The following is a 19,267-nucleotide window of genomic DNA, read 5'->3' on the forward strand; positions in this document are numbered from 1 at the left end:
TTTTTCGCGTCGCGTCTTCGCGCGAGGGGGGGACTCATCCGGTAAGCTGACTCCGGCCGTGGCGGGGGCGTCGCTCGCGCGAGGTACGCTGTTTCACATGACGTCCGTCGTGATGCCCGAGTGTCGTTCGCGCAAGGGGGCACGCTCCGTCTTCACCTGCTGCGCCCCCCCCGCACGTTCAAGCGTCGTCGCGCGTAGAGGGCCCCCACGCCGGAGCGTCTGTCGTGGTGTCGCGTCGTCGTTCCCGCCGGAGGGCAGTAAAACGCGAGTAGCATGCGGCTGAACAGGTTGCGGAGGTGGCGTTGCGCCGCCGCGTTTCCTGGGAGACGGGCGAGCGGGCTGCCGCGCGTGCTGTCGCCCTGAGGAAAACGTCCCGGGCGCGCGGAGGCAGGGGCTCTGGCCTGTCCTTTTCTTTTATGGTAATGAGCGCGAGACAAGGAGACCATGATGCAATATCCTTCCATCGATCCCGTGGCGCTTTCCCTCGGGCCGTTGCAGCTTCACTGGTACGGCCTCATGTACGTGTTCGCCTTCCTTGCGGGCTGGCTGCTCGGCCGCTGGCGCGCCTCCCGTTCCTGGTCGACGTGGACGGCCGAAATGGTGGATGAGTTCGTTACCTGGGCCATGCTCGGCGTGATTCTCGGGGCCAGGCTCGGCTATGTGCTTTTCTATGATCTTTCTGCCTACGTGGCCGACCCCGTGGAGATCATCCGGGTGTGGAACGGCGGCATGTCGTTCCACGGCGGCCTTGTGGGCGTGGTGACGGCCAGCTGGCTGTGGGGCCGCAGAAACGGCAGGAGCCTGCTGGACATTCTGGATTTCGTGGCTCCGCTCGTGCCCACCGGACTCTTCTTCGGCCGCATCGGCAACTTCATCAACGCCGAGCTCTGGGGCAAGGTGACGGATTCCCCCCTCGGCATGATCTTTCCCGGCGCGGGCCCGCTGCCGAGGCATCCTTCCCAGCTCTACGAGGCGGGACTCGAAGGCGTGCTCACCTTCGTCATTTTGTGGATCTACTCTTCGCGGCCCCGCCCGCGCGGCGCGGTGGCCGGACTTTTCGGCGTGCTCTATGCCGTAAGCCGCATCACCGTGGAATTTTTCCGCGTGCCGGACGCGCAGCTCGGCTATCTTTTTGCGGGCTGGGTGACCATGGGGCAGATTCTCTGCCTGCCGCTGCTCGCCGCCGGACTGTGGCTGCTCTGGCGGGCGTATCGCCCGGGGGCAAAGGCATGAAGACGCTGCTTGCCGACGGCCTTGTCGTCACCATGGACGCAGAGAGGCGCGTGCTTCGGGCCGATATCCTCGTGGAAAACGACCGCATTGCCGCCGTTTCGCCCCGCGATGCAGGCGCGCCCCGTCCGCAGGAGGGCAGGGCGGAGGACGGCACGGAGGTGGTGGATCTGCACGGCATGACCGTGATTCCCGGCCTCGTGCAGGCGCACATGCACGTGACGCAGGCGCTCTTTCGCGGGCTGTGCGACGATCTCGCGCTCATGGAATGGCTGCGCGAACGCACCTGGCCCATGGAGTCCTCGCACAGCAGGGAAAGCAACGCGGCCTCCGCGCGGCTTGCCGCCATGGAGCTCATCCGCAGCGGCACGACTTCGCTCATCGACATGGGCACGACGCTGCACGAGGACGCCATTTTCGAGGTCATGGCCGAAGTCGGCCTGCGCGGCCTTTTCGGCAAGTGCATGATGGACGTGGGCGACGATCTGCCCGCGCTCATGCGGGAGGACGCGGGCGCGTGCATCCGGGAAACCGAGCGTCTCATCCGGCGCTGGCACATGGCGGAAAACGGGCGTCTGCGCTACGCCGTGGCCCCGCGCTTCGTGCCGTCGTGCTCGGAGGCGCTGCTCGCTTCCGCGCGCGACCTTGCGCGGCAGAACGGCCTGCGCCTGCACACCCACGCTTCGGAAAATCTCGGGGAAATTGCGCTGGTCGAGGCGCGCTGCCATGAACGCAACGTGCGCTATCTCGACCGCATCGGCTACACCGGCGACGATGTGATTCTCGCCCACTGCATCTGGCTCGACGACGAGGAAAAACGCATCCTTGCCGAAACGGGCACGCATGTGGTTCACTGCCCCTCCTCGAACACCAAGATGTCGTCCGGCATTGCGCCCGTTACCGAACTGCGGGCGCTTGGCGCGCACGTGGCGCTCGGGCTCGACGGTGCGCACGATCACATGGACGGCCTCATGGAAGTGCGTCAGGCGTCCATTCTGCAGAAGGCCCGCACCAACGATCCCACGGCGCTGCCCGCCATGGAGGCGCTGGAAATGGCCACGCTCGGCGGCGCGGAAGCCATGGGGCAGGCGGACGAACTCGGAAGTCTGGAACCCGGCAAGAAGGCCGATCTCGTCGTGCTGGACATGGACATGCCCCATTCCCTGCCCGCCTGGGGACGCGATCCCGTGCAGCGGGTGGTGTATCAGGCCACGCGGGAAAACGTGGTCCACACCATGACGGACGGGCGCTTTCTGTACCGCAATCGAACCTTCCTCACGCTCGACCCCGCGCGCACGCTGGCCGATGCGGAAAAGCACTGCGTCGCGGTCATGAAGCGGGGCGACATTCCGCCCGTTTCCTTGTTCTTCTGCGGCGAACGCTGAAAACGCGTCGCGTCCGCTTCTGCCTGTCGCCGATCCGCATCGGCCGTCCGGAGCCGCGGTCGTGTTCGTTTGCCGCAGAGGGCTGCCGTTGCCGGAGCTCTCGCGCCGTTTTTTCGTCTTTGGCGACGGATTGCTTGAACGGTGGTCGTCTGCGGTTTCGAGACATGGTGCCGCAGCTCGGGGCGCAGGACGGGAGTCGGAACACGCTCCCGTGGTGCGGCACACGATCCGCGACGCTCCATCGTACCTTTTTATAGGATGAACGCATCCGTTTCCGCGCGGAGAGGGCATGCTGCTTTGCTTCACCCATGGCCCGTTTCCGAGCGGAAAGGGGAGGCTGCGCAAAAGAGGGGGAGAGTCTCGCCCCCTTTTCTGGTTCCGCGCGTCGCGGCCCCGGGCTTTCGGCCCGATGCCGAATCCCGCTCGCCCCGTCGGACGCCGACAGGGAAGGGCGGCGCGGCGAAATTTTATAAAATCTGTTATGTAATCCCCGGTCTAAATTGCGAAACAAACTTATCTCATTGAAAAATAAAGAGAAAAGTTGTTGACTCTTCGCCTTTTTCAGCGAAGGCAGTATGGACTTGCCTTCCGAAGTATGTTCTACTCGATGGCGTTAAAAGGGATACTGCTGTCCTTTTTTGTCAGACATTGAAAGACTTTTCCTGTTCCATTTCGGGAAAAAACAGTGTTTCCTGATGGTTGTGAAAGAAGTCTTCAAGGGGAGTCTCTATGAACATCACTAGGCTTGATAAAGCCAGAGACCTGAAGTTCAAGCGTCAGGTCGAAGAAGAGAGCGGTCAGAACCTGTCGGCCTGCTACCAATGCGGCAACTGCACGGCGGGCTGTCCCGGCGCTCAGGTGTACGACCGTCAGGTCAGCCAGATCATGCGCGCCGTGCAGATGGGCCTCAAGGACGAAGCCCTGAAGAACCGTTCGCTGTGGCTGTGTCTGTCGTGTTCGACCTGCAGCGCCCGCTGTCCCAACAATATCGACGTCGCCGCGGTCATGGAAACGCTCCGCATGATGGCGCGTCGCGAGGGCCTGGTGCAGGATCGTCCCATCGAATCCTTCTGGAAGGCGTTTCTCGACACCGTGCACGCCACGGGTCGTTCCTACGAGCTCGGCGTCATGGCCGACTACATGGGCCGCACCCTGCGCGGCTGGGGCAATCTGGAAATCGCCCCCATGGCGCTTCGGAAGAACAAGATGCCCTTCATTCCCTCGGTCATTCACGGACGCGAGGAAGTGGCGCGCATATTCAAGCGCTATGCGGAAAAGACGAGGAGCTAAGCCATGAAATACGCCTATTATCCCGGCTGTTCGGGCCACGGCACCTCTGTGGAGTATGAAGCCTCCACCCGCGCGGTGTGCAACGCCCTGAACATGGACCTCGTGGAAATCGAGGACTGGAACTGCTGCGGCTCCACGCCGGCCCACTCCGTAAGCCACGAGCTTTCCGGCGCGCTTGCCGCCCGCAATCTCCTGCAGGCCGCCAAGACCGGCGCCGACTGCGTGATTTCGCCCTGCCCGAGCTGCTCCTCCAACCTCAAGATGGCCCGCCACCGCATGCAGAATCCCGCCTTCAAGGCGAAGGTGGACGAACTGCTCGACGCCCCCACCCCGGCCAACGCCGACGGCGGCGCCGATCTCATGGAAACCTATTCCGTGCTTCAGGCCATCGTCGAGAACGTGGGCGTGGAAAACATCGCCTCCCGCGTGACCTATCCTCTGGAAGGCATCAAGGTGGTCACCTACTACGGCTGCCTCCTGAGCCGTCCCGCGCACGTGGCGAAGTTCGACGATCCGGAAAATCCCGTCTCCCTCGACAACATCATGAAGGCGCTCGGCGCGGAAGTGCTGCCCTTCGCTCTGAAGACCGAATGCTGCGGCGCGGCCATGGGCATTCCGGACGTGAACATTCCCGGCTCTCTGAGCGGACGCATCCTCGACACCGCCAAGGCCGTGGGCGCCGAAGCCGTGGTCACCGCCTGTCCGCTGTGCCACATGAATCTCGACCTGCGCCAGCGTCAGGCCGCCAGAATCTCGAAGAAGAGCTTTTTCGGTCTGCCGGTGTTCTACTACACCCAGCTCATTGCGCTCGCCTTCGGTCTGCCCAAGAACGCCATGCGTCTGGACAAGCTGGCCGTCAATCCCTATCCCCTTCTGGACAAGATCGCCGAACGCCGCAAGGCCCGTGTTTCCGCCGAGCTTGAAGCCATGAAGGCCGCAGGAGCCGCATCATGAAAATCGGCGTATTCGTCTGTCACTGCGGCAGCAACATTGAAGCGACGGTGGATACCGCCACGGTCGCCAAGATCGCGCTGACCTATCCCGATGTCGTCTTCTCCGAAGACACCATGTACACCTGTTCCGAGCCCGGACAGGAAAACATCGTTCAGGCCATCAAGACCCACGGCCTCGACGGCGTGGTGGTGGCTTCCTGCTCGCCCAGAATGCACGAGCCCACGTTCCGCCGCACGGTGGAGCGCGCCGGCCTCAACCGCTACATGTTTGAAATGGCCAACATCCGCGAGCACGTCTCCTGGATCGGCCGCGACCGCGAAGCCAACACCAACAAGGCCGCCGAACTCGTGCGCCTCGCCGTGGAAAAGCTGCGCCGCAACACCCCGCTCTACGCCAAGCAGTTCGACGTGACCAAGCGCGTGCTCGTCATCGGCGGCGGCGTGGCCGGCATTCAGGCCGCTCTCGACGCGGCCGATTCCGGCATCGGCGTGGTCATGGTGGAGCGCGAAAGCACCATCGGCGGCAAGATGGCCAAGCTCGACAAGACCTTCCCCACCATCGACTGCTCAAGCTGCGTGCTCGCGCCCAAGATGGTGGACGTGGCCCAGAATCCGAACATCACGCTCTACGCCCATTCCGAGGTGGAGAGCATTTCCGGCTTCGTGGGCAACTTCACCGTGAAGATCAGAAAGCGCGCCACCTACGTTGACTGGACCAAGTGCACGGGCTGCGGCACCTGCACCGAAAAGTGCCCCACCAAAAACGTGCCCGACGCCTTCAACGAAGACATCAGCAACTGCCGCGCCATCAACATTCCCTTCCCGCAGGCCATTCCCAAGAAGGCCACCATCAACCCCGACTACTGCCGCAAGATCAAGGAAGGCAAGTGCGGCGTGTGCGCCAAGGTGTGCCCCACCGGCGCCATCGTGTACGACATGGTGGATGAAATCGTGGAAGAAAAGGTAGGCGCCATCATCGCGGCCACCGGCTACGATCTCGTGGACTGGACCGTGTACAAGGAATACGGCGGCGGCGCGTATCCCGACGTCATCACGAGCCTGCAGTACGAACGCATGATGTCCGCCTCCGGCCCCACTGGCGGTCACATCCATCGTCCTTCCGACGGCATGGAGCCCAAAAACATCGTGTTCATCCAGTGCGTGGGCTCCCGCGACTGCTCCATCGACCGCCCGTACTGCTCCGGCTTCTGCTGCATGTACACGGCCAAGCAGGCCATCATGACCAAGGATCATCTGCCCGATTCCGAAGCCTTCGTGTTCTACATGGACATCCGCGCTCCGGGCAAGATGTACGACGAATTCACCCGTCGCGCTCAGGAAGAGTACGGCGTGCAGTACATCCGCGGCCGCGTGTCCGCCATTCAGCCGACGGTTCGTCCCGACGGCAAGGTGGGCTACATCGTGCGCGGCGCCGACACCCTGCTCGGTCAGCCCGTTGAGGTTGATGCCGACATGGTGGTGCTCGCCGTGGGCGTGGAAGGCGCAAAGGGCGCGGGAAGCCTCGCCGAAAAGCTGCGCATTTCCTACGACCACTACGGTTTCTTCATGGAAAGCCACGTGAAGCTGCGCCCCGTGGAAACCAACACCGCAGGCGTGTATCTCGCCGGCGTGTGCCAGGGCCCCAAGGACATTCCCGCCTCCGTGGCGCAGGGCAGCGCCGCCGCAGCCAAGGTCATGGCGCTCTTCTCCAAGCCCAAGCTGGAGAACGATCCGCAGGTGTCCGTGGTGGACATCAAGCGCTGCGTGGACTGCGGCAAGTGCATCCAGGTATGCCCCTATCAGGCCATCGAAGAGGTGGAGATCCGCGGCCAGAAGAAGGCCCACGTGATCGAAACCGTCTGCCAGGGCTGCGGCCTCTGCACGGCCACCTGCCCGCAGGGCGCCATTCAGGTCGCCCACTTCACCGACAATCAGCTTCTCGCGGAGGTTAACGCCCTATGTCTGTCCTAGCTGGCAAGGAGCTCCGTATCGTAGGTTTTCTTTGTAACTGGTGCTCTTACGGCGGCGCCGATACGGCCGGTACCGCCCGCGCCGTGCAGCCTACCGACCTTCGCATCATCCGCGTCCCCTGTTCCGGCCGCGTGAACCCTCTCTTCGTGCTCAAGGCCCTCATCAACGGGGCCGACGGCGTTCTGGTGTCGGGCTGCCATCCGCGCGACTGCCACTATTCCGCGGGCAACTATTACGCCCGTCGTCGTCTGGAACTGCTCAAGGATTTCCTGCCGGTCATCGGCATCAATCCCGACCGCTTCGAGTACACCTGGGTTTCCGCTTCCGAAGGTCAGCGCTGGAAGGACGTGGTCACCAACTTCACGAACCGCATCCATGCGCTCGGACCCGCTCCCCGCTGGGAAGACGTGCCCGCCCGCTATGATCGCCCCGAAGAACTCATCGAGTCCATTCGTCCGCTCGGCTGCGGCGCGCATCCCTCGCTGCCCGATCTCAAGCAGGCCATCAAGGACGCGCTCGCCGAAGGCCTCGAAGGCGTGCTCGGCTGGAAGCAGGGATTCGACGCCATTCACGCCGAACCCGTGTTCATGACCACCCCCGAAGAAGTGGACTCCCTCATCTGGGGCCCCTTCAACGTTCACAACCTCGCCGTGTATCTGCCCCAGTACAAGGGCCGCAAGATAGGCGTGGTGGTCAAGGGCTGCGACAGCAAGGGCGTGGTCGAGCTGCTCGCCGAAAATCTCATTTCCCGCGAGGAAGTGAAGATCTTCGGCATGGGCTGCAACGGCACCGTGAGCCTGCCCCGCATTCTGGCCAGGCTCCCCGAAGGCGCGAAGATCGAATCCTGCGTCGGCCGCGGCAACAAGCTGACCGTCACCGCCGGCGGTCAGGAATACGAAATGACCATGGCGGAAGTCGCGCAGGACAAGTGCCGTCTCTGCACCAAGCCGAACGCCGTGCTTTCCGACGTGTTCGTGGGCAATCCCACCGTGGAGCCCGCGGCTCCGGCCGACGGCCGTCTGCCCGGCCTGCGCTTCCTCGACTCTTTGAGCCTTGAGGAACGCATGGGCTACTGGAAGGGCCAGATGGAACGCTGCATCGCCTGCCACGCCTGCCGCGGCGCCTGCCCCATGTGCGTCTGCCGCGACTACTGCGTGTCCGACACCCGCGATCCCGCGTGGGTCACGCAGGAAGACACCGTGCAGCAGAAGCTGTTCTTCCAGCTCATCCACGCCCAGCACCTCGCCGGGCGCTGCACGGGCTGCACCGAATGCGAACGCGCCTGCCCCATGGACATTCCCGTGTTCGCGCTCAAGCAGCAGTTTGGCCGCATGATTCAGAAGATCTTCAGCTACGGCGCGGGCCTCGACGTGAAGGCCACGCCTCCGCTGCTCACCTATCAGGTGGAAGAACCGACTATCAAGGAGCATGATCTGGCATGAGCAGTCTCCTTTTCGCAACACCGAAAGAGCTGACGGGCTGGCTTGCCGGTCTGGCCTCCGGCCATCGCGTGCTGGCTCCCCGTCAGGAAGGCCCCAGCGTGGTCTATCGTCCCCAGACGGCCGACGAGCTCGCCTCCGCCGACATCGACGCGCTGCTGCGCCGCGCCACCGCTTCTCCCAAGCAGGCCATGCTGCCGCAGTGCGAAACGCTGGTGACCTTCAAGTCCGTCAAGGACGCTGAGGATCCCTCCAAGCTGACCACCACTCTGGAAGCTCCCGCCGACGCCGAACCCACGGTGCTTTTCGGCTGCCGTCCCTGCGACGCGCGCGGCTTCGTGGTGCTCGACCGTCCGTATCTGGAAGGCAAGTTCAAGGATCCCTACTACGGCGCCCGCCGCAAGGCCACGGTCATTGTGACGCAGGCCTGCCCCACGGCCTTTGCCTCCTGCTTCTGCAACTGGGTGGGCAGCCATCCTTCCGACAAGGAAGGTTCGGACATCCTCTTCACCGCCGTGAAAGGCGGCTTCGTTCTGGAAGTCGTCACGGAAAAGGGACAGGCCCTTGTGGAAGGCGCAGGCTTTGCCGACGCCGCGGACAAGGCCGCGGAAGCGGAAGCGGCTCATGCTGCCGCCGCCGCTTCGCTGAATCCTGCGCCCGAGCTGACCCACGTCATGGAAAAGGTGGCCTCGCGCTTCACCGACAAGGCCTTCTGGGACAAGGAAACCGTGAAGTGCCTTTCCTGCGGCGCATGCACCTATCTGTGCCCCACCTGCCAGTGCTTCACCATCACCGACGAAGGCTCGCAGCTCGACGGCCGTCGCCTGCGCAGCTGGGATTCCTGCATGACTCCGCTCTTCACGCTGGAGACCAGCGGACACAATCCCCGTCCGTCCAAGGCCGACCGCATGCGCAACCGCGTGAGCCACAAGTTCAGCTTCTACCCCGAACGCTACGACGGCTTCTTCTCCTGCGTGGGCTGCGGCCGCTGCGTGGTGAGCTGCCCCGTGTCGCTGGACATTCGTCACATGGTGCAGGCCGCCGTGGAAGGCGCGACCATCGAGATCAAGGACGAGGCTCCCGCGCCTGCGCCCGAAGCTGCGAAGGCTGCGGCTCCTGAAGCCAAGGCTTCCGAAGCCGCGGAAGTGAAGGCCGAGGCCGCTCCCGAAGCGCCTGCCGAAGCCGCCGCGCCTGAAAAGGCGGCGGAAGCTCCCGCCGAACCGGCTCCGGCTCCCGCGCCCAGGGCTCAGAAGAGCGCTCCCAAGACGGCCACCAAGTCTTCCACCAGAAGCAAGGCCAAGAAGAGGTAAGGAGAACATATGAGTGAACATGACTGCGGCTGCAGCAAGAATCCTTACCTGCCTGAAGTCGCTACGGTTCTGGAAGTCATCACGGAATCTCCCACCATCAAGTCGTTCCGTGTGCGCTTTGACAATGAGGAAGCATGGAACAATTTCACCTACCAGCCCGGTCAGGTGGGACAGCTTTCCGTGTTCGGCGTGGGCGAGTCCACGTTCGTCATCAACACTCCGCCTTCGTGCAAGGATTACATTCAGTTCTCCGTCATGCGCGCGGGCGAAGTGACCACCGCCATCCACAAGCTCCAGCCCGGCGACAAGGTGGGCGTGCGCGCTCCTCTGGGAAACTATTTTCCCTATGAGCAGTGGAAGGGCAAGAACATCGTGTTCGTGGGCGGCGGCATCGGCATGGCGCCCATCCGCACCATCATGCTGCACGTGATGGAACACGCTTCGGAATACGGCAAGCTCAGCCTGCTGTACGGCGCGCGTTCCCCCGAGGACATGGCCTACAAGGCCGATCTCCCCGGCTGGCTCAACAGTGACGTGCTGCACACCACGCTCACCATCGACCGCGAGGCCCCCAACTGGCCTCACCGCGTGGGCATGATTCCCAACGTGCTCAAGGAGCTGGCCCCCAGCCCCGACAACACCATCGCAGTGCTCTGCGGCCCGCCCATCATGATCAAGTTCACGCTGGCGGCGTTCCGCGAAATGGGCTTCAAGGACGAGAACATCATCACCACCCTTGAACGCCGCATGAAGTGCGGCATCGGCATCTGCGGCCGCTGCAACCTCGGCGGCAAGTACGTGTGCCTCGACGGCCCCGTGTTCTCGCAGGCCGAGCTCAACAATCTGCCTCCGGAAATGTAGTCCGGCGGCCATGCATGCATAAGAAAAGGCCCCTTTTTCGGAAGGGGCCTTTTTCATGCTCATTCAAACAGGCGGCGGAGGCTGCAACGCCGGAACGCCGGTCCGCGGAGCTGTGCCTTGCAGCAACGTTTTGCCGTTTGCACCGCGGCAATCTGGAGCGGGCTGGCCGGAGCTGACGCGCCCGGACATTCTGCCTCATCCGGCGAGCGCAAAAATGCCTGAACTCAGAACAGACGGCGAACCTGACGCAACGCCGACCTGATGAAAAGTTTTGAAAAAGAGGATGGGGGCCCGGGGGAAGGAGGAAAAACTTTTTCAAAAGTTTTTCCTCCTTCCCCCGTCCTCTCACTTCTACTTCTTCTTATAGATCAACATCCGTAATGGCTTCGATCATGGCCTGGGTGTCGGCGACGCCGGGGTCGGCGTAGAGGTCGAGGTCGCAGGGCGGTTCTTCGAGCACGCGGCGGGCGGTCAGGTAGTGTCGTTTCCAGTAATCGGCGTCGAGGCGTTCGACGCGCACGCGGGAGCCGGCGGAGGGGCTGTGGATGAAGCTGCCGTCGCCTATGTAGATGGCGGAGTGACGGCCGTTGGGGGTGTTGGCGATGCGGAAGATGATGATGTCGCCGGGCATGAGGTCGGCCTTGGCTACTTCCTGTCCTGCGCGGGACTGGCGCACGGAGTCGCGCGGAACCGTGACGCCGTGCTTGGCGAACACCCAGTACACGAAGCCGGAGCAGTCGAAGCCGGAAGCGGGGGAGGAACCGCCGCTTCTGTAGCGCACGCCCAGGCCCTGGCGGGCGATGTCGGCCACGTTTTTGCCGAGGGACATGATGGTGGGGCAGAGGTTGGCGCGGTAGAGCGTGGCCGGGGAATCGTCTCCGGGCAGCATGCCGGAGATGGAGGCGGAGTTCATGGAGGCGGGGCGCGTCTGCGGAGTCGGAACAAGGTCTCCGCGCGGACGGGGCTGGCAGGCGCTCAGCAGGGAAACGGCGAGGCCCGCAAACAGCAGAATCGCAGAAATACGGAGTCGTGAAGTCATACAGGTGCTCCTGTAGGCGTCGCAAAACGGCAGAAAAACGACGCAGAACGATGAGATGCGGCGCGGTAAAAAATAAAAACTGCCTCTGAAAAAGCCGGGTGTCAAGTTTGCGCTGCGGTCGGGACTGTTGCAGCGCCTGTGTTCGTCATGAAAAAGCGCGGCCCGGGAAGCAATGATTTTTTATCCGGACGTTATTTGAACCAGCCGCGCCGGAAAAAGAAGATCAGCAGGGCGGCGGTAATGAAGGCCATGAGTCCGAGCACGGCGAAATATCCGTATCTCCACTCCAGCTCGGGCATGAAATGAAAGTTCATGCCGTAGATGCCGGCAATGACGCTGAGCGGCATGCACAGCGACGTGAGCACGGTGAGCACGCGCAGGCGGTAGTCGGTTTTTCTCTGGGCGTGGAGCAGGCAGTCGTTGTGCAGATCGCGCAGGCGTATTTCCAGCTGATCCTGACTGCGCACCACGTGATTCTGACTATCCATGACGTCCCGAAGTTCTGCCTTCAGATGACTGAAGGGCACGCTTTGCGTCTGCAGGCTCTGGAGCACGCTCATGCAGTAGAGCTGATCCTCGAACTGGGAGTAGAGGCGGCTTACGCAGCGGCGTATGGCGATGAGTTCGTCCTGACCTATGTTGTCCGGTTCGTCGTAGATTCTGTCGGCGAGGGCTTCCACGGCGGCGCGGGCGGCCATGTACTGACGGGTGCTGATGTCGGTGCACACGTCCATGATGAAGAGCAGCAGCGCCTGACTTGAGGGCTCGGAGAGCTCGCTGCCGTTTTGCAGCCGCAGCAGCGCGCGGTCGAAGAGCGGGATGTCCGGCGCGCCTATGCTGATGAGCACGCCTTTCATGCACAGCATCATCATGTACGAGGCGCGGGGGCTGTTCCACTGCACGCGCATGGGAAAGCGCAGGAATACGCATCCGCCGGAAACGTCCACGTCGGGAAAGTTCACGGGCTGCGTGCAGGCGGCCACGGTGTCGGATTCCACATGCAGGCCGCGCAGGTATTCGCCGAGGCGTTTCCGCTCTTCGTCGGGATTGTCGTCGTCCACGAGGCGGATGTCGTGCCAGACAAGGATGTCGCCGCCGTCGGAAGGCGCTTTCTTGAGCCAGCGCCAGTCCCGGGCCGTGAGATGATAGTGCTGTATTTCCATGGCGGAAGGCTAGCACGAAAGGCGGAAGCTGAAAAGCGGCGAAGGGTGAGAACGACGTGAGATGAAACGAAATTTTGCGGGAGAGAAGACGAGTCGGCCGCGGAAAGCGGCGGGTGGAGCCTTCCCGGCGGTGAGCCGTTTGCGGGGGCGGGCGATCAGGCGCGCCCGAAACGGAGCTTCTGAAAAAGACGCGTCGCCTGCTGGAAAGTCGCTCGGAATGCCGGAGAGGCGTAAGAGGCAAGAGATGCGGTGTCGGTGCGAGGAGACGGCGGGGCGACAAAGGCCGTGGCCGATGAAAAAGGCGGTGGGGCGAACAAGAGACGACGGAGAAGCAGAAGGGCGACTGCTCGGCGCGGAGGGCGACGGAGGCGCGCCGGGGAAGGATGTCCGCGTTTCCCGGGCACGGCCGCGCAGCTAGAGCAGAAATCGTTTCAGAGCGGCGACTTTTGCGGCGTACTTTTCCGGCACGGGGAAGGTTTTGCCCTGCACGAAGGCGGCCAGCGCGTTGTCGATGCCGGGCACGGTGGAGCCCGTCTTGTTCAGGCGTATCCAGCTTCCGTCGTCAGCAACGTCGTAGTCGCCGACGGTGATGGTGATTTCCTGATCCATGCCGTTGACGGAAAAGCAGATCATGAGGCTCATGTCCTCGCGGCAGATGATGCTGTGGACGTGCAGAAAGTCCGAGAGACGCGCATTGACCAGCGACATGGTTTTCTCACTGTTCAGAAGTGCCCGGGCGAGCGCCCGGCCCGGTGTTTTCAGCAGAGCGTCGAAAAAGCTCATGACGTTCCCTGTCCTGATGTCCGTTTTGCTCCGGGCGGTCCTTCAGCGCGGAACGCTCTGCCCGGGCGCTCGGCACCTGTTTCCCGGCAGGGCGGAATGCACGGATGCCTGCTCTCCTGCCGGGTTCGTCGTGCGTCGGCAAGGCGCTTCGGAAAGCTGCGGGCCTTCGGAGCTTTGCCTTTTCTGGCGGACGCCGCATCCCCGGATGCTCCCGAGGGGCGCGATCCGCCGCCCCGGGAGCTTTGCGGCTCAGAGCCCGGCCTGCTGCCGCCAGGCCTCGAAGTCGGCCCGGCCGCGGTCGGCCATTTCCGCCTTGCGCGCCTTTTTCTTCGTGCGCTCGGCAAGCTCCGGCATGAGACCGAAATGAATGTTGGAAGGCGTGAACTGCTTTGAAGGCGTGCGCAGATGATTCATGAGCGCGCCGAGCGCCGTGGTCTGCGGCGGCAGGGGCAGCTCTCTGCCGTGGGCGCGGGCGGCGAGCAGAAGGCCCAGCCACAGGCCGCAGGCTGCGGATTCCACATAGCCTTCCACGCCGGTGATCTGTCCGGCAAGATGAACGTTCGGACGGGCCTTCAACGACAGATCCGCGTTCAGGCATTCCGGCGCGTTCACGTAGGTGTTGCGATGCACGCTGCCGAAGCGCAGAAATTCCGCATGGGCGAGGCCCGGCACGAGGCGGAACACCTTGTCCTGCGCGCCGTAGGTCATCTTGGTCTGGCAGCCCACAAGGTTGAAGGAACTGCGTTCCGCGTTTTCGGCCCGGAGCTGGAGCAGAGCGTAGGGGCGGCGGCCCGTGCGCGGATCGGTGAAGCCCACGGGCTTGAGCGGCCCGAAGGTGAGCGTGCGCTCGCCGCGGTCGGCCAGCGCCTCGATGGGCATGCAGCCCTCGAAGTGGATTTCCTTTTCAAAGTCGTGGGCGGGCACGCGTTCGGCCTCGCGCAGGGCGTTGTAAAAGGCCGTGTACTCGGCGCGCGTCATGGGGCAGTTCAGATAGTCGCCGTTTTCCCTGGCTTCGGGGTCGGTCATGGTTTCCATGGGCTTGTCCAGAAAGGGCGCGTCGTCGGAGTAGGGCGGCGGCGCGTCGTTGCCGTAGCGCGAACCGCGGAAGGCTATGGTCATGTCCACGGAATCGGCCCGCACGATGGGCGCAATGGCGTCGTAGAAGTACAGACGCGTGTGCTCGCCGTTTTCCGAAATGACGTCGGCAATGGAGGAAGCCAGACTTTCCGAGGCCAGCGGCCCGGCGGCCACGATCACGGTTTTTCCCTCAAGCTCGGGCGCGTCGAGGGAGGGAATCTGACGCCGCACGAGGCTGATGAGCGGTTCTTCCTCCACGCGGCGCGTGAGCGCTTCCGAAAACAGGGTGCGGTCCACGGCAAGCGCCTTGCCCGCCGGAACGGAGCAGGTTTCGGCGACGGCCATGACGGCGCTGCCGAGCTTTCGCATCTCTTCCTTGAGCAGGCCCACGCCCGAACCCTGCGCGTCGTTGGAGCGGAAGGAGTTCGAGCAGACCAGCTCGCCGAGCAGCGGACTGACGTGGGCGGGAGAAAAGACTTCCGGCTTCTGTTCGTAAAGCGTGCAGGCGAGGCCCGCGCGCGCAAGGGCAAGGGCGCATTCGCACCCGGCGAGTCCGCCGCCGATGATGACGAAAGCGGGCGTTGACGTATCCATGACGACTCCGTGGTCAGAAAAGGAAGGCGGCAGTTCCGCCGTTGAAAAAAGGCGCGTTCGGATCGCGCGCCTCAACCTTACTGGAAGACGGCAGGGAAGTCACTCTTTTATGCTCGCGCGTGAAAAGCCTGCTTTTTACCAGAAAAATACCAGTATGCGCTTGACAGGGCATGGCGGCACTTTTTATGACCTTATATAAGGATTCATTGAACCGATGCAGGGGCCTTGCGCCTTTTTTGCGTCCCAGAGTAATTCAAACCCTAGTGGAGATTCGTATGTCCATAGCTTTGGAAAACCAACGCACCTACGCCCTTGTCGGCACCGGTGGCTGCGGTAAGACTTCTCTGGCAGAAATGCTGCTTTTTCAGGCTGGAATCATCAATCGTCTTGGCGCCATCGAAGAAGGCACCACGGCTCTGGACTACGAACCCGAAGAGATCAAGCGTCGCGGCTCCATTCAGCCCGGTTTCGCCACCTTTGAATGGAAGGGCTTCCGTCACAACCTCATCGACATTCCCGGCGACTCCAACTTCTGCGGCGACATGGACTGGCTGCTTGCCGCCGTGGACAGCGCCGTCATCGTCGTGGACGCCGTGGACGGCGTGCGTCCGCAGATGCGCCGCATGTGGAAGAGCGTGAAGCAGGCCGGACTGCCGACCATCGCCGTGGTCACCAAGATGGATCGCGAACGCGCCGACTTCGACGCCGCTCTGAACAGCCTCACCACGCATCTGGGCGTCCGCCCCGTGGTGTTCTATATTCCGATTCTGGAAAACGGCGAGTTCATGGGCCTCGTGGACGTGTTCGCCTCCAAGGCCTACCGCTTCCTGGAAAACGGCGAAACCGAGGAAATGCCCATTCCCGCCGATCTTGAGGACGAAGTGCTGCTGCTGCGCGACACGTCCGTGGAGAACATCGCCTCTTCCGACGAAGACCTCATGAACCGCTACCTCGAAGACGGCACCCTTTCCGACGAAGACATCACCTTCGGCCTGCGTCAGGGCGTGCTCTCCGGCGAAATCGTGGCCGTGCTGCCCGCTTCCGCCATGCTGAACCGCGGCGGCCGCCGTCTGCTCAATCAGATCAACAACCTGCTGGCCTCGCCTGCCGATCGTCCCGCCGCGCTCGGCGCCGACGGCTCCGAACGCGCCGCCGATCCCGAAGGTCCGGCAACCTGCTTCGTGTTCCGTTCCCTGAACGACGCCTTCTCCGGTCAGGTGAACATGCTCCGCGTGGTGTCCGGCACCATTTCTTCCGATTCCACGCTGAAGAACATGCGCACCGGCGAAATGGAGCGCCTCGGCTCGCTCTTCTACGTGAACGGCAAAACGCAGACCGCCTGCAAGGACACCCTCGGTCCCGGCGCCATCGTGGGCGTGACCAAGCTCAAGGGAACCCGCACCGGCGACACCCTGTGCGACGACAAGGCTCCCTTCGTGGTGGAACTGCCCAAGCTCCCGCCGCAGCTCATCACCTTCGCCCTCGCGCCCAAGCAGAAGGGCGACGAAGACAAGGTGTTCGCCGCCGTGCAGAAGCTGCTCGACGAAGACGTCACCCTCAAGCTCGGCCGCGACGAGGAAACTTCCGACATCCTGCTCTCCGGCATGGGCCAGCTGCACATTGAAATTTCCGTGGAAAAAGCCCGTCGCCGTTCCAAGGTCGACATCGTGCTCAAGACGCCCAAGGTGCCCTACCGCGAAACCGTGCGCGGCAAGGTGCAGGTGCAGGGCCGTCACAAGAAGCAGTCCGGCGGCCGCGGTCAGTTCGGCGACTGCTGGATCGAAATGGAAGGCGCGCCCCGCGGCTCCGGCTACACGTTTGAAGACGCCATCGTGGGCGGCGTGATTCCCCGTCAGTACATTCCCGCCATCGACAAGGGCATTCAGGAAAGCGCGGCCCGCGGCTACTTGGCCGGATGCCCGGTGGTGGACTTCAAGGTGCGCGTCTATGACGGCTCCTACCACACCGTGGACTCCTCCGAAATGGCGTTCAAGATGGCCGGTTCCATCGCCTTCAAGGCGGCCATGTCGCAGCTCAAGGTGCTGCTGCTCGAACCCATCGTGCAGATGACCGTGACCATTCCCGACGAATACATGGGCGACGTCATCGGCGATCTGTCTTCCCGCCGCGGCAAGGTGCTCGGCTCGGATTCTCAGGGCGGCATCACCGAACTCAAGGCCAACGTGCCCATGAGCGAAGTGCTGCGCTACGCTCCCGATCTGCGCAGCATGACCGGCGGTCAGGGCGTGTTCACCATGGAATTCGATCACTATGAGGAAGCTCCTCAGCCCGTGGTCGACAAGGTCGTGGCCGAGCATCAGGCGGCCAAGGCCGGCGAATAGCGGATCAGCGGGGAAGAGAACTTCTTCCCCCGCAGGATACAAAGAAGGCGGCGTTCCTCCCGGACAGGGAAGAGCGCCGCTTTTTTGCGCGGGCAAGGCGTCGGCGGAGCGGTCACGGGCAAGGCTGCTGCCATCGGCGGGGCAATCTGTCGCGAGTGGGGCAAGCTGCCGCGGGCGGGGGCGGGAAGCCGTGGAAGACGGTCAGTACTGCGTGAGCGGGGCGGGCTGCAACGGCAGGCGGCGCGCCGGTCACGCCGAGGGGAGCGTGATGTCCTGATCCTTTTTCACCATGTTCATGATGTGCCGGAAGAAGCGTTCCTCCACGGGCTGCACGGAAAGGCGGCTGCCGCGCCGGAGCAGTTCCATGCCTTCGAGTTCGGGCTGTTTGCGGAGTTCCTCCAGCGGAATGGGGCGGTTAAAACGGCTCACGAGTTTGACGTCCACCATGTACCAGCGGGGATTTTCGGGCGTGGCCTTTTCGTCGTAGTGCCGGTTCTTCGGATCCTGCGCGGTGTGATCGGGGTAGGCTTCTCGCACCACTTCCACAAGAGCCACGATTTCCGGTTTCTTGCCGCTGTGATAGAAAAATCCGAGATCGCCCTTTTTCATGGACTGCATGAGATTGCGGGCCTGATAGTTGCGCACTCCGTCCCACGAGGTGGTGGCGTTCGGCGAAAAGACGAGGTCATCCAGGGAAAAGCAGCCGGGTTCCGTTTTGAAAAGCCAGTATTGCATGGGCGTTCCTCTGCAGTGTTGATGTTGTTTTCGGTATAAGGTCGGGCATGCCGGATGACAAGAGGGCGCGTCTTGTTCTTGCACCTGCCTTTGCGGGGCAGGGAGGCGTCTTGTCGAAGCCGGGCCCCGCGGCGTCTGGCGCTTCTGGAACCCCGTCTTCAGGCGGATGTCTCCGTCCGGGCAGGGTGGTGGATGCCCATGCGGGCGGAGCCGGGCTCATGACTGCACAGGCCGGGACGGCGATGCAGTGTTCATGCCCGGGAAGGCGGAGCCATGGCAAGGGCGACGGACTCGTTCCCCAGTCGGGCGGAGGCGGTGCCTCGGCGACGGGGCTGCGCTCGTGCACGGCGGAGCAGAGAGGGGCGGCATCTCAGTGAGAGGGCCTTGAGGGCGATTCAGGAACGTTTGGGGCGTTCTGCGCGGCGCGCGTCTTTTGCCGGGCCTTGTGCCTTGCGCGGCTTTCGCGCCAGATAGGCGCCTTTCAGGGCGTTTTTTCTCCCGCTTTGGCCGGGCGCGCGGCGCAAAAGGGCAAAGTGCGGGGCACACTTTGCGTTCATAAAATTAAACACAATGAATTTCAATAAGTTATCAATATCAACGTTGACACTCTCCGCACGTGAATGCTATGCAGGACAAAAGGGGCTCAGGCCCCATGTATTACGATGGAAACGGAGTTGTCATGGCCACCGCGATGAATGAACTGGAGAAGATCACGCTGCATCTGGAAAATGGAGCCGGTCTCATATTTTACGGACGTCTGTTTTCCGAGGCCGTGTGGTACGATGAATACAGCGGTGTGCTGACGCATCAGAAACTCTACGTCACCGACCAGAACGAACAGGTGTACGTCATTCAGAAGGGCAGTGGAGAGAGGAGCGTGTGCCGGGCCTATCGCATATCGGTTCACGGCGAGCGCTGCGTCATTTACAACGGACGCTATTCCATGGAGATTCCTCTCGATCTGCTTCTGCTTGCCGTGCGCACCCTGTGCGGCGTCGAGGACGGCATGGCTCTGGAACAGGCGGAAGAGATTCTTCGCGCCGCCAACTGCTGAACCCAGGATCGGCCTCTGCCCGCGTGGGCGTCGTGGGCGAC

The 19,267-nt window shown here is 62.9% G+C and carries 15 protein-coding genes; 10 read left to right on the forward strand and 5 right to left on the reverse strand.

Annotation, left to right across the window (positions count from 1 at the left end):
- The first annotated feature begins 444 nt into the window (after window positions 1-444).
- The 8 genes from lgt (at window position 445) to ABGT79_RS09405 (ending at window position 10,439) form a co-directional block, all read left to right on the forward strand.
- Window positions 445-1,233 carry a prolipoprotein diacylglyceryl transferase gene (gene lgt / locus ABGT79_RS09370; protein WP_346665953.1) on the forward strand — a complete coding sequence of 263 codons (789 nt, stop codon included), beginning with the start codon at window positions 445-447 and terminating at the stop codon, window positions 1,231-1,233.
- Entirely contained in the window at window positions 1,230-2,615 is a 1,386-nt protein-coding gene (locus ABGT79_RS09375; protein ID WP_346665954.1) for a 5'-deoxyadenosine deaminase, read from the forward strand. The genes lgt and ABGT79_RS09375 overlap by 4 nt, the downstream gene beginning before the upstream one ends.
- A gap of 729 nt (window positions 2,616-3,344) precedes the next feature.
- A complete protein-coding gene (locus tag ABGT79_RS09380; RefSeq protein WP_294487101.1) occupies window positions 3,345-3,905 on the forward strand; it encodes a 4Fe-4S dicluster domain-containing protein in 561 nt (186 codons plus the stop codon).
- 3 nt (window positions 3,906-3,908) lie between these two features.
- Window positions 3,909-4,859, forward strand: coding sequence for a CoB--CoM heterodisulfide reductase iron-sulfur subunit B family protein (locus ABGT79_RS09385; RefSeq protein WP_346665955.1), 951 nt, complete (start codon window positions 3,909-3,911; stop codon window positions 4,857-4,859).
- Window positions 4,856-6,829, forward strand: a complete 1,974-nt coding sequence (locus tag ABGT79_RS09390) for a CoB--CoM heterodisulfide reductase iron-sulfur subunit A family protein (protein ID WP_346665956.1) — start codon at window positions 4,856-4,858, stop codon at window positions 6,827-6,829. Before ABGT79_RS09385 ends, ABGT79_RS09390 begins: the two co-directional genes overlap by 4 nt.
- Window positions 6,817-8,271, forward strand: coding sequence for a hydrogenase iron-sulfur subunit (locus ABGT79_RS09395; RefSeq protein WP_346665957.1), 1,455 nt, complete (start codon window positions 6,817-6,819; stop codon window positions 8,269-8,271). The genes ABGT79_RS09390 and ABGT79_RS09395 overlap by 13 nt, the downstream gene beginning before the upstream one ends.
- Window positions 8,268-9,578 carry a 4Fe-4S dicluster domain-containing protein gene (locus ABGT79_RS09400; RefSeq protein WP_346665958.1) on the forward strand — a complete coding sequence of 437 codons (1,311 nt, stop codon included), beginning with the start codon at window positions 8,268-8,270 and terminating at the stop codon, window positions 9,576-9,578. The genes ABGT79_RS09395 and ABGT79_RS09400 overlap by 4 nt, the downstream gene beginning before the upstream one ends.
- A 9-nt stretch (window positions 9,579-9,587) precedes the next feature.
- Window positions 9,588-10,439, forward strand: a complete 852-nt coding sequence (locus ABGT79_RS09405; RefSeq protein WP_346665959.1) for an FAD/NAD(P)-binding protein — start codon at window positions 9,588-9,590, stop codon at window positions 10,437-10,439.
- 361 nt (window positions 10,440-10,800) lie between these two features.
- Here the strand turns inward: ABGT79_RS09405 and ABGT79_RS09410 are convergent, their stop codons facing one another.
- The 4 genes from ABGT79_RS09410 to trmFO form a co-directional block, all read right to left on the reverse strand.
- A complete protein-coding gene (locus ABGT79_RS09410; RefSeq protein ID WP_346665960.1) occupies window positions 10,801-11,478 on the reverse strand; it encodes a C40 family peptidase in 678 nt (225 codons plus the stop codon).
- A gap of 191 nt (window positions 11,479-11,669) precedes the next feature.
- A complete protein-coding gene (locus ABGT79_RS09415) occupies window positions 11,670-12,641 on the reverse strand; it encodes a CorA family divalent cation transporter (protein WP_346665961.1) in 972 nt (323 codons plus the stop codon).
- Between the two features lie 414 nt (window positions 12,642-13,055).
- Window positions 13,056-13,424, reverse strand: coding sequence for a hypothetical protein (locus ABGT79_RS09420; RefSeq protein WP_346665962.1), 369 nt, complete (start codon window positions 13,422-13,424; stop codon window positions 13,056-13,058).
- A gap of 249 nt (window positions 13,425-13,673) precedes the next feature.
- Window positions 13,674-15,095, reverse strand: a complete 1,422-nt coding sequence (trmFO, locus tag ABGT79_RS09425; RefSeq protein ID WP_346665963.1) for a methylenetetrahydrofolate--tRNA-(uracil(54)-C(5))-methyltransferase (FADH(2)-oxidizing) TrmFO — start codon at window positions 15,093-15,095, stop codon at window positions 13,674-13,676.
- A gap of 275 nt (window positions 15,096-15,370) precedes the next feature.
- Here trmFO and ABGT79_RS09430 point away from each other — a divergent pair, with 275 nt between their 5' ends.
- Complete coding sequence (locus ABGT79_RS09430; protein WP_346665964.1) at window positions 15,371-17,437, forward strand: elongation factor G; 2,067 nt, start codon at window positions 15,371-15,373, stop codon at window positions 17,435-17,437.
- A 249-nt stretch (window positions 17,438-17,686) separates the two neighbouring features.
- On the opposite strand, the gene ABGT79_RS09435 is transcribed toward ABGT79_RS09430, so the two are convergent.
- Window positions 17,687-18,172: an EVE domain-containing protein gene (locus ABGT79_RS09435; protein ID WP_346665965.1), complete on the reverse strand. Its 486-nt coding sequence runs from the start codon at window positions 18,170-18,172 to the stop codon at window positions 17,687-17,689.
- Window positions 18,173-18,851: 679 nt separating this feature from the next.
- On the opposite strand from ABGT79_RS09435, the gene ABGT79_RS09440 reads away from it, so the two are divergent.
- Window positions 18,852-19,226, forward strand: coding sequence for a hypothetical protein (locus ABGT79_RS09440; protein ID WP_294487865.1), 375 nt, complete (start codon window positions 18,852-18,854; stop codon window positions 19,224-19,226).
- Window positions 19,227-19,267 lie beyond the last annotated feature (41 nt).

The sequence above is a fragment of the uncultured Mailhella sp. genome (assembly GCF_963931295.1).
In the GTDB taxonomy this organism is placed as follows: domain Bacteria; phylum Desulfobacterota; class Desulfovibrionia; order Desulfovibrionales; family Desulfovibrionaceae; genus Mailhella.